This window comes from Hahella chejuensis KCTC 2396 (genome assembly GCF_000012985.1).
Classification (GTDB): domain Bacteria; phylum Pseudomonadota; class Gammaproteobacteria; order Pseudomonadales; family Oleiphilaceae; genus Hahella; species Hahella chejuensis.
In genome coordinates, this window is sequence record NC_007645.1 from 687,871 (window position 1) to 701,731 (window position 13,861).

Consider the following 13,861-nt stretch of genomic DNA (forward strand, 5'->3'; position numbering starts at 1 on the left):
CCAAATACCCAGACTTCAAGTAAACAATGTCTGCATAGCCATACGCACTGCGCCGGCGGCGAGCGTCAGAACGACGACTCCCGCCAGATAGAGCAGGACGGCGTTGCGCGCCTGACGCCATTTGTTCATCAGTAGCCATCCTGTGTGTTGGTTTTTCCGCTGAACACCCGGTAGTTGTAGATGTTGTAAGCGATGACAATGGGAAGGAACAGCACAATCCCTATTAGAGTGAAGCTGGTGCTGCGCTCAGGAGCGATAGCCTCCCAGATGGTGAGTTGGCCAGGAATGATGTAGGGGAACATACCGGCCGCCAGGCCAATAAAGGCTAGCCCGAACAGCGCCATGGCCAGTCCTAAAGGCTTCAGGTCGTTGCCTTCGCCGCTGCGCAGCATCTGCCACAGACGGAGCCCCACATAGGCGCTCAGCAAAGGCACGGGCGCCAGCAGCAGGCCAGTGGGCCAGGTCAGCCAGCGCTGGAATACCTGGGGCTGGGCGAGCAACATCCAGACGCTGACCAGCGCCAGGAAGAACATAACGGCGAACAGACTGATGATGCCCAGGCGCCTCACGGATACCTGCAGACGACCCGAGCTCTTGCGCACCAGCCAGCAACTGCCGAGCAGGGCGTAGCCGCAGACCAGGGCGACGGCGGTCATCAAAGAAAAAGGCGTAAACCAGGCGATCTGCTCGGAAGGTTGGGGCTCGAGAGAAAAGCCCTGCACCAAAGAGCCGAGAACAATGCCCTGACTCAACGTCGCCAACGTGGAGCCGAAGCTGAAACTGAAGTCCCACCAACCGCGACTGGTGTGAGATTTAAAGTAAAACTCAAACGCCACGCCGCGAAAAATCAGCGCGATCAGCATCAGGATTATCGGCAGGTAAAGCTGCGACAGCACGGTTGCGTAAGCTTTGGGAAATCCTGCGAACAGCACGACGCCGCCGAACACCAGCCAAGTCTGGTTGCTGTCCCAGAGATGGGAGAGGCTTTTTATGGCGATAGCGCGGTCATCCGCTTTGCTAAGCCAGGGCGAGAGGATGCCTACGCCAAGGGAAAAGCCGTCCAGCAATACGTACATCAGAACGCCGACGGCGATGAGTAACAGGTAGATAAGCGCAAAGTCCATGGCGATCCTCCTTAATGTGCGGGATTTAGCGTAGTGGGCAGATCTTCGTCCTGAGCTGCGCCGGTGACGTCAGGGGGACCCTGGCGGATCAACTTGCGCATGAAGTACAGATAGACGCCGAACAGCAGGGAGTACACTGCGACAAACAGAATCAGCGTAGACATGACTTGCGAGGCCGGCAGCGGCGACGTCACATCCATGGTGCGCACCAGTCCCTGCACCAGCCAGGGCTGACGACCGACCTCGACCACGTACCAGCCCGCCAGGGTGGCGATGACCCCCGCGGGAATCATCAGGCGAGAGAAGTTCAGCAGCAGGCGGTGATCGAACAGACGGCCCTTGCGGCGGGCCCAAAAGCCCAATACGCCCAGCAATAGCATTAGCCCACCCAGCGCCAGCATGATGCGGAAGGAAAAGAACACCACGGCGACGGGCGGCCGGTTTTCCGGCGCCACTTGATCCAGTCCGGCGATTTCGCCGTTGATGTCATGAGTCAGAATCAGGCTGGCGGCCTTGGGAATAACGATCTCGAAATCATTCTTGGCTTCCTTTTGGTTGGGTAGCGCGAACAGGCGGAACCCCGCGCCCTGTTCGGTTTCCCATACCGCTTCCATGGCGGCCACTTTTACTGGCTGGTGCTCATGCACATTCAGACCGTGCATGTCCCCCGCCAGAATCTGCAGCGGCGCCAGAACCAGAATCGCCCACATGGAGATGGAAAAGCCGCTTTTGGCGAACTCGGTATGCTGCTTCCGCAACAGATAGATCGCATTGACGCCGGCGAACAACAGCGACGCAGACAGAAAACTGGCCAGCAGCATATGAGTCAGTCGATAGGGGAAAGAAGGGTTGAAGATCACTGCCCACCAGTCTGTCGGATGGAATACGCCGTCAACGATTTCATAGCCAGCCGGGGTGTGCATCCAGGAGTTGGCCGCCAGAATCCAGAAGGCGGAAATCATGGTGCCGACGCAGACCACGCAGGTAGCCATGAAATGCACGCGAGGCGAGACTTTCTTCCAACCGAACAACATGATGCCGAGGAAGCCTGCTTCCAGAAAGAAAGCTGTGAGCACTTCATAGGTCAGCAGGGGACTCAAAACGGGCCCGACTATCTCTGAAAAGCGACTGAAGTTGGTTCCAAATTCATAAGAAAGCACGACGCCGGAGACGACGCCCATGCCGAAGGTGATGGCGAAAGGTTTCTGCCAGAAGCGCGCCTGTTGCAGGTATACCTGGCGACGAGTCTTGAGCCAGAGTCCTTCCATCAGCGCCAGATACAGCGACAGCCCGATGGTGATAGTGGGAAATATGATGTGATAACTAATCGTGAATGCGAACTGGAAGCGTGACAGTAACGCGGGATCAGGCATTTTGCTCTCCTCCCTCGAATTGTAGGCGTGAGGTTCTGAGCGCGGCTTTGCGGGAACGTCGATTGCGTTGCAGCACTGGGGCGAGGGTCATGCCACAAGCTAACAGAATGACGGCGGAAACGGAAAGCAGATCGATTAACCAGGCGCTCATACGAATACTCCTATCTCTTATTACTTCAAAGGTTCTATGACTTCACAACTTTGATTTCGCCGCTTCGACTGAGGTGATCGCTTGTCACTATGGATGCGGCTGGGTATGAAATTCGCTTTGCAGGAATAAGAGCAACATGCGCGCCAATCACAAAATGCGCCGAGACGCCTTGATGTACGGCAATTTTTTCCTAATTTTGGGTTCTGGGTGTAAACTTCGTTTACTGTTTTTGGGGAGGCTGGCGTAAACAAAGTTTACGCTTGGAGACATGAATACGATTCAGCTTTTTTCCGTTTCCATGTGGACCACGGTGTTGTCCGCCGGTGGCGTCTCACTGTGGCTGTGGTCGCGGCGTCGGCAAGAGCCCGCGCTGAGGGCATTGTCCGGGTTTTGCCTGTCGATGGCAATCTGGTGTTTTGGCCATATCCTGGTGCTTCAGGACCATCAAGCGGTGGGGACGCTGATCCTGCTGGGCAACCCATTAATGCCGACTGCTTTCCTCCATTTTGTTCTGCTATGGCTGGGCGATCCCCTGGATCTCCCGCAACAGCTTCGTAAACTCGCCCCCTTGTTCTACTTCACTGCAGTGGCGGTTGTGTTGGCCAGCTGGGTGACGGGCGGCGGCTACATTTCTCCCTGGATGCAGTTTGAGGGCTTTTTTCATCTGGCTTTCACCGGCTGGTTGAATCTGGCGTACACCGTTGCGATTGGCGTTGTCGGGCATTTGCTTTTGCTGATGGCGTTCCGGCGCAGCAAAGGTAATCTTAGACGCTCCATTACCGCAATGTTTATCACTGGCGGCTGGGGATTCACCCTTTCCACCAGTTTTATTTTCCCTTCGCTGGATATCAACCTGTTCCCCTACGCGATGCTGGCGCTGCCCAGTTACGCCGTGCTGGTGGTATACAGCGTGGTGCGCTATCGCCTGGTGGAGGTGAATCGCTGGGTGAATCAGGCGGTGATCTGGCTGGCGTTGCTCGCCACCAGTATGCTGGCCATGTCGCTGATTCTGGCGCTGCTGGCGCCCCTGGGACTGGAGGAACTGGCGCAGGCGCCGCTGAGTCAGCTGGTGGTTTACTCCGGTATCTTGCTGGTGTTCGCCTGGTTGGCGTACGGGCCCGCCAAAGAGTTCGCCGACCGTCTGGTGTATCCGGGGGCGGTGCTGGATAAGTCTACGTTGGATCAATGGGTCACCCGTCTCAATGCGGTAAGAGGCTGGGGAGAGCTGCGCCAGACGGCGGAGCAGCTTTGGTTGAGAAAGAGTGGTGTGGCCGCCAGTGTGAATATCGACGGTCGTTTCGATTACCCACAGGGACCTGTGTTCGTCTGCGAAAAGCGGGAGCAGTGGGATTGCCGCTTGCAGGGCTGGGAGGACGTAGCGCCGTCTCATCAGCGTCTGGCGGAATTTATGGCGAAACTGTTGCCGTCCGCCTGTGCGACTTTGGAGCGTTCATTGTTGTTGGCTGAAGCGGAGCGCAAACGTTTGGAGCAACAACACTTGGTGGAGCTGGGCGGCCTGACGGCGGCGATTGCTCACGAACTTCGCAACCCTCTGAATATCATCACCATGGCGGCGGCGCAGACCGATCCACGCATCCGCGAGCATATTTCCAAGCAGGTGGAGCGGGCGGAGCTGTTGATCAAGGACGTACTCACCTACGCGGGCCAGATTCGCCTGGAGCTGAAGCCGACCAACCTGTATGCACTGACGGCCGCCACCGTGGCGCAGATTCGGCAACTGCACGGGGTGGAAATAGCACTGCAGGCTCCTGAAGAAGTCTGGCTATCCGTTGATCCACAACGTCTGCAGCAAGTGTTGATCAACCTGTTGGATAACGCCGCCGCCTTTGTCAGGCAAATACCGCTGGGCCGGATTCTGGTGGCGGTGACGCATGATGAGCATGGCGTCTTGATAGCGATTCATAACAACGGACCGGCGGTGCCTGAAGCGATGAAGCCGCGCCTGTTTCAGGCCTTTGTCAGCAAAAGAGCGGGCGGGAGCGGATTAGGATTGGCGATAGTCCGACGCATCGTCGACGCTCACCGTGGCGAGGTCTGGCATAGCGATGAAGAAGGGTGGCCGGTTAGCTTCATGATTCGCCTTCCTCTGGAACAGAATGAAAAGGAAACAGCATGAGCGCAGCGAAAATTTTAATAGTGGATGATGAAAGCGCCTTTTGCGAGCTGTGCGCATTATGGCTTGAGCAAGCGGGATACGAGGTCAGCAGTTGCGGCGACGCAGAGTCGGCGCGACGCCTGTTCAATGAGCAGGACTTTGACCTGGTATTGCAGGACCTGGCGTTGCCGCCGACCTTCCTGCCGGAAGAGGGACTGCAACTGATCGCACTGTACGCGGACACCCCGGTGGTGGTGTTGACGGGGCACGACGAAAAGGAACTGGCGATTAAGGCGATGCAGGCGGGCGCCTGGGATTTTATCGGCAAGCCTGTCGATCCGGATATGTTGCGGGTGGTGGCGCAACGCGCCATCGAGCGGCGACGTCTGGCGAAGGAAGTGGAGCGCCTGCGGCGGGTGGTGGGGCGTCCCCCGGAGTCCGATGATTTGGGTTTGATCGGCGCCAGCGCGAGCATGGACGCCCTGCGCGAATTAGTCCGCCGTATCGCCCCCACCGACGTGCCGGTATTGATTCAGGGCCCCAGCGGTACCGGTAAAGAAGTGATCGCCCAGGCGTTGCACCGTCTGAGCCAGCGTTCGGGAGAGGCGTTTATTTCCGTCCACTGCGGCGCCATTCCAGGCGAACTGCTGGAAAGTGAACTTTTCGGCTATAAAAAAGGCGCGTTCACCGGCGCGGACAAAGATCGCAAGGGATTGTTGTTCATGGCGGATAAAGGCACTTTGTTTCTCGACGAAATAGGGGAAATGCCCCTGCCCATGCAGGTGAAACTGCTGCGGGTGCTGCAGGAAGGATGTTATTACCCGGTTGGCAGTCGGGAAGTGGAACATATTGATGTGCGTCTGGTCAGCGCCACTAACCGGAACCTGCCTAAAGCGGTTGAGGAGGGTAGTTTCCGTGACGATCTGTACTATCGGATCAAGGGGCTCACCTTGATGACGCCTCCACTACAGGAGCGGCGCTCGGATATTCCGCTGCTGGTGCGCCACTTTTTGCAAGGCATGGCGCGTAAGAGCGGGCGCGAGTTACAGGTGGACGGCGAAACCATGCGCTGGTTCTGCGCGCACCCCTGGCCCGGCGCCGTACGGGAGCTGAAAAACACCCTGGAAAGCGCCGCCGCTATTTGCATGGGAGACGTGCTGACCATGCAGGAAGTCAACCTGATCAGCGGAACCGCCTCCGTCCCGACAGCGCAAATCAAAGGCGACACGCTGGACGAACAAGTCAGTTCACTGGAGATCCACCTGATCCAACAGGCCCTGAGCGAACAGCAAGGCAACAAAACCCGCGCCGCCGCGCAATTAGGGCTTACAAGACAGGGGTTGCTGAAGAAAATGGCGAGATATGGGGTGGGGGGCTGAGCGCTGGACGTTGCGGAGGCGACGTCCAGCTCAAAGGCTTAACGGTACTTACGGTCTCTGTCTTTCAGACTGACTTTGGTTCCGAAGAAGTAATTGAAGCCCACAGAAAAGGTGTCATCTTTTCTACCATCGGAGTAGGAAAAGTCGACGCTTGCTGCGTTCTGAAATAACTCTGGCTGGTACTCGACGGCAATACCGTAGTTGTCTTTTGAATCCATGCCAGAAGCATGGAGCGATGTACGCACGTTTTCATTAGCGTACCAAGTGGCGCCTAGATTCCAACTGTTGTGATTGTCTTCCAGGTTGTCGAATTTTGCGATGTTACGTGAAGCGCTCAAAGTGAAGTCTGTTAGGTAATATTGCGCAAATACTCCGTAGTTATCGGTATCTGCTGTATCTGCCCATGGTAAGTCAAAGTCGGTTTCTGAGTATGAGTAACTCAAACCAATTTTTCCGAGGAAGTAATCTCGCGCAAAAACAGTTGCGCCCAAACTGTAGACATCAGCATTAACGCGTTCGTTGTGACCATCTACCTGTGTGGCGTTACCGTGTAGGTTGCCGCCGATAAAACTGTAAATGGGAAGGTTTGCACTTCCCGCCAGTTGATAGCTGTCAGAATGCCGACTATGAGTGTAGTCCAGACCTGCGTCAAAGTTTACGTCGGCGACGCCGCCATCAACGGCAAAAGCAAAAACAGGGAAAAGGGTAAGGGAGGCGAACTTGATTACTGCGTTCACGAAGTCAATCCTTGTGAGTGTATAGATAACGGAAGTCTAAGGGGCGGCATCATAGCGTAACGCTAACAAGAGTGGAATAACGCTATGGAGCGACTAACAGAGCTGTTTTTTATTCAGGAAAGAGAAAAAGAGCCGGCGGTCAAACTGCGACGCCGGCGAGAGTGGAATAAACTTTTGTTGCAGGACTGGTTGGAAATCCCGCTTCCGCTTGGGTAAGTGGAAGCGGGGACTACAAGATTAGTCAGTGATTTCCTTCCATTTCAGGCATGAGACCTGATGGTCCACACCGGTTTGCTCTAGAACGGGAACTTTCTCCGCGCAGCGGCTTTCGGCGTAGTTGCAACGCGTGCGGAACACGCAGCCGCTGGGCGGATTGATCGGCGAGGGCAGGTCGCCCTTCAATACGACCTGTTCTTTCTGGCGCTCGATATCCGGGTCAGGAATCGGCACGGCGGAAATCAGGGCCTTGGTGTAAGGATGCTTGGGGTCCCGATAAATAGAGTCCTTGTCCGCGAGCTCCATTACCTTGCCCAGATACAACACCATCACCCGATGGCTCACGTGGCGCACCACCGACAGGTCGTGACTGATGAACAGCAGCGACATGCCGAATTCTTTTTGCAGCTCCGTCAGCAAGTTGATGATCTGCGCCTGAATCGAGACGTCCAGCGCCGAAACCGGCTCGTCGCAGACAATCAGCTTGGGTTGCAGAATCATCGCCCGCGCGATGCCGATACGCTGGCATTGGCCGCCGGAGAATTCATGCGGATAGCGGTTGATCATCTGCGGCAACAGACCCACTTTATCCATCATCGCTTTGACTTTGTCGCGACGCTCCTGTTTGCTGAGCTGAGGATAGAACGTCATCAACGGCTCCGCGATGATGTCGCCGATGGTGCGACGGGGGTTAAGGCTGGCCAGCGGGTCCTGAAAAATGATCTGCATGGACTTGCGGTGGGGACGCATGGTTTTGCTGTCCAGCCCTGCGATGTCCTGTCCCAGCCAGACGACCTTGCCGTCCGTGGGTGAGATTAATTGCAGCACGGCGCGTCCCAGTGTGGACTTGCCGCAGCCGGACTCGCCGACGATGCCCAGTGTTTCTCCCTCGCGCACTTCAAAGGAGACCCCGTCCACCGCCTTGACGAAGCGATCGTTTTTCTTGAAAAAACCGTCGCTGCCGAGAGGGAAATGCACCTTCAGGTTGTTAACGGTCAGGATCGTTTTGCCACTGGAGACTGCGTTAGCCTCGGAGTTTGTTTGAATAGAAGATATTTGGGTCATGAAAACGACTCCAGAAGGCAGGCGCTTAATCGATTATCCCCTACTTTACGTAGTGGTGGATGGTCAAGCTTGCAGCGGTCTTGAGCGTACGGGCAACGTGGGTGGAAAGAGCATCCTTTAGGGAGATTTTGCAGGTTAGGGGGCTGCCCCGGTATTGCTTGCAAGGAAGTATGCCCAGATCCGTCCAGCCGTGGCATAGAGGCCAGCAGTCCCATGGTGTAAGGGTGTTTGGGGTTATAAAAGATTTCCCGAACGGTTCCAGACTCTACGATGCGTCCGCCGTACATGACCAACACGCGATCACATAATCCCGCTACAACGCCCAGATCATGGGTGATCATAACGATGGCGGTGTTCATTTCTCGTTTGAGGTCATTCATCAATTTGAGAATTTGCGCCTGTATAGTGACGTCCAGTGCGGTTGTAGGCTCATCAGCAATCAAAAGGTCCGGCTGACATAACAGCGCCATGGCGATCATCACTCGTTGACGCATCCCACCGGAGAACTCATGTGGGTACATATCGAATCGCTTGATAGGTTCAGGTATTCCCACTTTGCTCAGCATTTCGATGCAAACGGCGCGCGCTTCCTGCATGGAAATTCCGGTGTGCTCAATCAGTACTTCCGTAAGCTGCTTAGATACTTTTAAGAAAGGGTTCAGGGACGTCATTGGGTCTTGAAATATCAATGACATATCACTACCGCGAACCTCATTGAGCCTTTCTCTGGACATTAGTAGAAGTTCCTGTCCTTTAAAGCGGACGCTGCCGGAGGTTTTACCGTTTTCCGCCAACAGTCCCATGATGGACATGAAGACTTGGGTCTTGCCGGAACCGGATTCTCCCACTATTCCCAGGCTTTCCCCGGGAAACAATTGAAAGCTAACGTCATTGACCGCGTTCACTTGTCCGTCGGGAGTGCTGAACTTGGTGGAGAGATAGCTTACTTCCAATAAGGGTTGCATGTTGAAAATCTCCGCCGTTATCTGTCTTTGGGATCGAGCGCGTCACGCAGCCCGTCGCCGATGAAGTTGAAGCAAAACAGGGTGGTGGCCAGGAAAATAGCCGGGTAAATCAGCATCCAGGGAGCCATTTCCATCAGCTTGGCGCCTTCGGAAATCAGCACGCCCCAGCTGGTCAGCGGCTCCTGCACCCCTAAGCCCAGGAACGACAGGAAACTTTCGGTCAGAATGACCTGGGGCACTGTCAGAGTGACGTAAACGATCACCGGACCCAGAACATTCGGAATGATATGACGGAAGATAATCTTCAGGTTGCTGACGCCGCCTGCATGGGCCGCTTCCACGTATTCCTTGCGCTTGATGGACAGCGTCTGGCCGCGCACGATACGCGCCATGGTCAGCCATTCCACCGCCCCCAGGGCGACGAAGATCAGGAATATGTTGCGACCGAACACCACCATCAACAGGATGACGAAAAACATGAATGGCAGGGAATACATGATGTCGACGAAGCGCATCATCAGGTTATCCACTCTGCCGCCGAAATAGCCGGCGATGGCGCCGTAAGTTACACCGATAATCAGACTCACGCCGGTGGCGAGAATGCCCACCATCAAAGACACGCGGGCGCCGTAGAGAACGCGGATAAACAGGTCGCGTCCGCTGCTGTCGGTGCCGAACCAGTGTGCGTTGGCGTAATCCGGGGCGGCCTGAATGCGGTCCCAATAGATTTCATCGAGTGGGTGCGGGCTCAGTAAAGGCGCGAAGATAGCCATGAGCGCGATGATGGCGAGTATCACCATGGACACCACCGCCGCCTTGTTCTGAAACAAACGGCGTCTGGCGTCCTGCCACAGACTGCGGCCTTCGACGGCGTTTTCCGCGTCGGGCATCATGGCGGCGAGCTTACTTTTTTGACTGTACATGACTTGGTCCTGGGATTGATTCATCTGCGCCTCCCGTCAGTCGTGAAGACGGACTTTAGGGTCGAGCAGGCCGTACAGCATGTCGACGATGAGGTTCAGAACGATAATGAGCACGCCGTAGAAAATGACGGTTCCCATCACCAGGGGATAGTCCCGGTTGAGGGCGCCCTGAATGAAGTAACGACCGATGCCGGGAATATCGAAAATCGTTTCGATGACGACCGAACCGGTGATGACGGCGGCGGTGGCGGGTCCAAGGTAAGAGACCACGGGCAACATGGCGCCTTTCAGAGCATGGCGCAGCAATACCAGACGCTCGCGCAGACCTTTGGCGCGGGCGGTGCGAATGTAGTTGGAGTGCAGGACCTCAATCATGCTGCCGCGGGTCAAACGCGCGATGTAGGCGATTTGCGGCAACGCCAGGGCGAGCACCGGCAGAATTTTGTATTGGAGCGAACCGTCTCCCCAGCCCGCGACGGGCAACCAGGATAGATAGACGCCGAAAATCAGAGTAAGCACCGGCGCCATGACGAAGTTGGGGATGGCGATGCCCGTCATGGCCATGGTCATCACGGAGTAATCGGTTGCGCTGTTTTTGCGCAAAGCGGCCATTGCTCCAAATAAGGTGCCGAATATGACCGCGAGGATAATCGCCATGCCGCCTATCTGTAAGCTCGCGGGGAAGCCGCTCATCAACAGGTCGGTGACGCTGAAGTCGCGAAACTTGTAAGACGGGCCGAAATCTCCCACCAGGATTTTGCCCAGGTAGATGGCGTATTGCTCCACCAGGGGCTTATCCATGTCGTAGGCTTTCATAATGTTCGCCTCGATTTCCGGAGGCAGCGAACGTTCCTTATCCCAGGGACCGCCAGGTGCGATCCGCATCATGAAAAAAGCAATAGTAATAACGATGAGCAGGGTTGGAATAGACGCCAACACCCGCCGAATGAAATAGTTCAACATAACGGTTACGCAGAATAGGCTGAGCGGAGGCCGCCCACAGGGGCGCCTCCGCGAAAAGGTTTAGCGATTAATTCTCGATACTTAACCAGCGAGTGCGGTGGGTATCGTTGATAGCGTCTTTCCAGCCTTTGATCTTGGTGGAGACCAGGTTTTTGGACACGTAGTAGTAGATAGGGATGATAGGCGCGTCTTCCATGGCGATTGCTTCCGCTTTGCCCATGATCTGCGCGCGTTTCTTCAGGTCAGACTCAAGATAGGCTTCTTCCATCAGCTTATCGTAGTCAGGATTGTCGTAGTTACCGTAGTTGAGAGACTTGGAAGTGCTTTCCAGCAGGAACAGGAAGTTCTGCGGATCGTTGTAGTCAGCCACCCAACCTGCGCGGGCGACTTCAAAGTTACCTTGCTTCAGTTCTGCGTAGTGAACTTTTACTTCGCTGTTGAACAGTTCGGTTTCAACGCCGATTTTCTTCCACATCTGCGCAACCGCGATGGCGATACGCTTGTGGTTGTCGTCGGTGTTGTAGCGCAGCTGCACTTTCAGGTTCTTGCCGTCGCCGTAACCCGCTTCTTTCATCAGCTCTTTGGCTTTAGTGATGCGGTCCGCCATCGGCATGCTTTTCCAGGTGACGTAAGAAGGTTCTTTGTAGTTGCTGGTGCCAGGAGGAACCATGCTGTAAGCAGGCAGCTCACCGGTTTTCAGCACTTTGTCCATGATGATTTCGCGGTCGATGGCCATGGACAGGGCCTGACGGATACGTTTGTCAGTGAAGGGCGCGCGCTTGGTGTTGATCGGATAGTAGTAAGTGCCGAGGTAAGGCGCGATTTTGGTTTCCTCCGGCATGTTTTGACGCAGCCAGTCGATCTGGCCGGAAGGGAACTTGTAGATGCAGTCGATTTCGCCAGCGCGCATACGCTTGATCAGCGCCGCTGCGTCTTCCTGGGGATAGAAGATGACGTTGTCGATTTTGACGTTCGCCGTGTCCCAGAACTGTTCATTCTTGGTCACTTTGACGTGGGTGTTAGGCAGCCATTCCACCAGCTTGTAGGGGCCGTTGGTGGCGATATGTTCTTTCTTGGTCCAGTCCTTACCGTACTTCTCAACAATATGCTTGGGCACAGGGAAGGCGGTGTAATGGGTCAGCATGCTGATCAGGAAAGGCGCAGGTCCTTTCAGTGTGATTTCCAGAGTCTTGTCGTCCAGCGCATGCACGCCCAGGTCTTCCGGCTTGGCTTTGCCAGTGTTCAACTCTTCGCCGTTTTTGATGATATACAGCAGTGATGCGTATTCCGCGGCGGTTTCCGGCAACAGGATGCGACGCATGGCGTACTCGAAATCCTGCGCGGTGACGGGCTGGCCGTCGCTCCATTTGTGATCGCGAATTTTAAATGTATACACCAGTCCGTCGTCGCTCACGGTCCAGCTCTCTGCAGCGCCGGGGATGGCGTTGCCTTCAGGGTCTTCAGTCGTCAGGCCCATAAAAAGATCCCCAGCGATGCGGTTTTCCCAGTCACCGCTGAGGAAATGAGGGTCCAGTGACGCCGGCTCTCCCTGGTTGCCGATTCTAAGTGTTGTGTCAGCTTGGGCGATGGGCGCTCCCAGCAGTGAAAGTGTCAGCGTTAAGGCGGAAAATATTTTCCCTGTGCGAGATTTAAAACTCATAAAATCCTCTCGTCTTAATGTTGATGTCCTCAATGGTTTTATTGTTTTTTCCATAGCGGACTGGTTACGAGGCTGACCCGTTTTCAGAGCGCAGAAGGCCTCTGTGATGGTACAGCATCAGTTTTAAGTTATTGTTAATTACGCATCATGCCAGTCATTGGACAACGAGTGTGGAGAGAGGCGCTAACTTGGTCAATCGAAATGCCGTATACCTATATGTACTTTTTGTATATCTACGTATTGATGTGGGGCGCCGGCCATGCTGTGCGTATCAAAACGGGGCGAAAGCGGTTATTTGGGGATAACGCTTAACCTTGGTTCCCCGCAAAGCGGAAGTGCGCAGCTCGCTAACTACTGTTTTTTGTCCCCGGCGCCATTTACACTTTGCGCGATTTTTTAAGCTTAAGAATGACGCCCAGGCCTGCTTTTTATGGCGATTCCCGGTAGAGAAATATTCCGCACCTACGACGAGTTTGGGTGCATCCAGGTGTTTGACGACGGCCAGAAGCGCTACCTGGGGTTTGGCTCCAACGATGAGCAAAGCTGTCTGTTGAAAGACAACCCCTCTTTGCTGGCGCACGGCTATACCCGCGCCATGCTGTTGTGTCTGTTGCTGCATGAGCCGCGCCGCGCGGTCATGTTGGGTTTGGGCGGCGGCAGTCTGATCAACTGTCTGTATCATCGGGTTCCGAACCTGCAGTTGCAGGCGGTGGAGCTGCGGGCGGAAGTGGTGCGAGTGGCGCAGCGCTTTTTCCAGTTGCCGCGGGACGAGCGGGTGCAGATTACGATTGCTGACTTCGCCGCCTATTTGGAGACGGTGGCGGCGCATTCAGCCGATTTGCTTCTATGCGACGTATTCACAGGGGACGGACTGGACGGCCGCCTGCTGCAGCCGACTTTCCTTGAACAGAGCGAGCGCCTTTTGAGCGACGACGGCTGGCTGGTGATGAACTGCTGGGTGGACCATCGCCTGGAGAAAGTCATGCTGGCGGAGTTGGGGCGACGTTTTCGCAGCGTATACCTGTGCGCCACTCAGGAAGGCAACTGGATTATCCTGGCGGGCAAGCCCGCCGTTACGTTTGCGGAGAAGCAACTGACTGCGGCGGCGAAGAGGTTTTCGCCGCAGCTGGGCTTTTCCCTGGCCCCTTTCGTTAAACGCATGACTCGGTATCAGGCCTAGATGCTGTTG

The 13,861-nt window shown here is 55.5% G+C and carries 13 protein-coding genes; 4 read left to right on the forward strand and 9 right to left on the reverse strand.

From position 1 onward, the window contains the following. Window positions 1-128 precede the first annotated feature (128 nt). The 3 genes from cydB to HCH_RS34095 are packed head-to-tail and all read right to left on the reverse strand — an operon-like array spanning window position 129 to window position 2,648. A complete protein-coding gene (gene cydB / locus HCH_RS03135) occupies window positions 129-1,124 on the reverse strand; it encodes a cytochrome d ubiquinol oxidase subunit II (RefSeq protein WP_011394668.1) in 996 nt (331 codons plus the stop codon). An 11-nt stretch (window positions 1,125-1,135) separates the two neighbouring features. Continuing rightward, window positions 1,136-2,497 carry a cytochrome ubiquinol oxidase subunit I gene (locus tag HCH_RS03140; RefSeq protein WP_011394669.1) on the reverse strand — a complete coding sequence of 454 codons (1,362 nt, stop codon included), beginning with the start codon at window positions 2,495-2,497 and terminating at the stop codon, window positions 1,136-1,138. Then, window positions 2,490-2,648 (reverse strand): hypothetical protein, encoded by a 159-nt coding sequence (locus HCH_RS34095; protein ID WP_011394670.1) that lies wholly within the window; start codon window positions 2,646-2,648, stop codon window positions 2,490-2,492. Before HCH_RS34095 ends, HCH_RS03140 begins: the two co-directional genes overlap by 8 nt. Before the next feature lie 268 nt (window positions 2,649-2,916). On the opposite strand from HCH_RS34095, the gene HCH_RS03145 reads away from it, so the two are divergent. Together HCH_RS03145 and HCH_RS03150 are read left to right on the forward strand one after the other, a co-directional pair. After that, the gene (locus tag HCH_RS03145; protein ID WP_041598398.1) at window positions 2,917-4,785 is read left to right on the forward strand and encodes a sensor histidine kinase; all 1,869 of its coding nucleotides are present in this window, start codon (window positions 2,917-2,919) and stop codon (window positions 4,783-4,785) included. After that, window positions 4,782-6,143 carry a sigma-54-dependent transcriptional regulator gene (locus tag HCH_RS03150; protein WP_011394672.1) on the forward strand — a complete coding sequence of 454 codons (1,362 nt, stop codon included), beginning with the start codon at window positions 4,782-4,784 and terminating at the stop codon, window positions 6,141-6,143. The genes HCH_RS03145 and HCH_RS03150 overlap by 4 nt, the downstream gene beginning before the upstream one ends. Before the next feature lie 38 nt (window positions 6,144-6,181). Here the strand turns inward: HCH_RS03150 and HCH_RS03155 are convergent, their stop codons facing one another. Then, window positions 6,182-6,880, reverse strand: coding sequence for a hypothetical protein (locus HCH_RS03155; protein ID WP_011394673.1), 699 nt, complete (start codon window positions 6,878-6,880; stop codon window positions 6,182-6,184). A gap of 84 nt (window positions 6,881-6,964) precedes the next feature. Here HCH_RS03155 and HCH_RS34965 point away from each other — a divergent pair, with 84 nt between their 5' ends. Then, the gene (locus HCH_RS34965) at window positions 6,965-7,096 is read left to right on the forward strand and encodes a hypothetical protein (RefSeq protein ID WP_011394674.1); all 132 of its coding nucleotides are present in this window, start codon (window positions 6,965-6,967) and stop codon (window positions 7,094-7,096) included. A gap of 21 nt (window positions 7,097-7,117) precedes the next feature. On the opposite strand, the gene HCH_RS03160 is transcribed toward HCH_RS34965, so the two are convergent. The 5 genes from HCH_RS03160 to HCH_RS03180 form a co-directional block, all read right to left on the reverse strand. Then, window positions 7,118-8,161: an ABC transporter ATP-binding protein gene (locus HCH_RS03160; protein ID WP_011394675.1), complete on the reverse strand. Its 1,044-nt coding sequence runs from the start codon at window positions 8,159-8,161 to the stop codon at window positions 7,118-7,120. After that, on the reverse strand, window positions 8,158-9,126 hold the full coding sequence (locus tag HCH_RS03165; RefSeq protein WP_011394676.1) for an ABC transporter ATP-binding protein: 969 nt from the start codon (window positions 9,124-9,126) through the stop codon (window positions 8,158-8,160). The genes HCH_RS03160 and HCH_RS03165 overlap by 4 nt, the downstream gene beginning before the upstream one ends. Window positions 9,127-9,143: 17 nt before the next feature. Continuing rightward, the gene (oppC, locus tag HCH_RS03170) at window positions 9,144-10,049 is read right to left on the reverse strand and encodes an oligopeptide ABC transporter permease OppC (RefSeq protein ID WP_041599182.1); all 906 of its coding nucleotides are present in this window, start codon (window positions 10,047-10,049) and stop codon (window positions 9,144-9,146) included. A gap of 36 nt (window positions 10,050-10,085) precedes the next feature. Next, window positions 10,086-11,012, reverse strand: coding sequence for an oligopeptide ABC transporter permease OppB (oppB, locus tag HCH_RS03175; RefSeq protein WP_011394678.1), 927 nt, complete (start codon window positions 11,010-11,012; stop codon window positions 10,086-10,088). Between the two features lie 67 nt (window positions 11,013-11,079). Further along, the gene (locus HCH_RS03180; protein ID WP_011394679.1) at window positions 11,080-12,672 is read right to left on the reverse strand and encodes a peptide ABC transporter substrate-binding protein; all 1,593 of its coding nucleotides are present in this window, start codon (window positions 12,670-12,672) and stop codon (window positions 11,080-11,082) included. 430 nt (window positions 12,673-13,102) lie between these two features. Between HCH_RS03180 and HCH_RS03185 the strand changes: the two genes are divergently transcribed. After that, a complete protein-coding gene (locus tag HCH_RS03185) occupies window positions 13,103-13,852 on the forward strand; it encodes a spermidine synthase (protein WP_011394680.1) in 750 nt (249 codons plus the stop codon). Window positions 13,853-13,861: the final 9 nt, after the last annotated feature.

What these genes read in the sequence shown, in the direction of transcription:
- cydB (WP_011394668.1), bottom strand. Translation starts at nt 1,124, where the DNA reads ATGGACTTTGCGCTTATCTACCTGTTACTCATCGCCGTCGGCGTTCTG.
- HCH_RS03140 (WP_011394669.1), bottom strand. Translation starts at nt 2,497, where the DNA reads ATGCCTGATCCCGCGTTACTGTCACGCTTCCAGTTCGCATTCACGATT.
- HCH_RS34095 (WP_011394670.1), bottom strand. Translation starts at nt 2,648, where the DNA reads ATGAGCGCCTGGTTAATCGATCTGCTTTCCGTTTCCGCCGTCATTCTG.
- HCH_RS03145 (WP_041598398.1), top strand. Translation starts at nt 2,917, where the DNA reads ATGAATACGATTCAGCTTTTTTCCGTTTCCATGTGGACCACGGTGTTG.
- HCH_RS03150 (WP_011394672.1), top strand. Translation starts at nt 4,782, where the DNA reads ATGAGCGCAGCGAAAATTTTAATAGTGGATGATGAAAGCGCCTTTTGC.
- HCH_RS34965 (WP_011394674.1), top strand. Translation starts at nt 6,965, where the DNA reads ATGGAGCGACTAACAGAGCTGTTTTTTATTCAGGAAAGAGAAAAAGAG.
- HCH_RS03160 (WP_011394675.1), bottom strand. Translation starts at nt 8,161, where the DNA reads ATGACCCAAATATCTTCTATTCAAACAAACTCCGAGGCTAACGCAGTC.
- HCH_RS03165 (WP_011394676.1), bottom strand. Translation starts at nt 9,126, where the DNA reads ATGCAACCCTTATTGGAAGTAAGCTATCTCTCCACCAAGTTCAGCACT.
- oppC (WP_041599182.1), bottom strand. Translation starts at nt 10,049, where the DNA reads ATGTACAGTCAAAAAAGTAAGCTCGCCGCCATGATGCCCGACGCGGAA.
- oppB (WP_011394678.1), bottom strand. Translation starts at nt 11,012, where the DNA reads ATGTTGAACTATTTCATTCGGCGGGTGTTGGCGTCTATTCCAACCCTG.
- HCH_RS03180 (WP_011394679.1), bottom strand. Translation starts at nt 12,672, where the DNA reads ATGAGTTTTAAATCTCGCACAGGGAAAATATTTTCCGCCTTAACGCTG.
- HCH_RS03185 (WP_011394680.1), top strand. Translation starts at nt 13,103, where the DNA reads ATGGCGATTCCCGGTAGAGAAATATTCCGCACCTACGACGAGTTTGGG.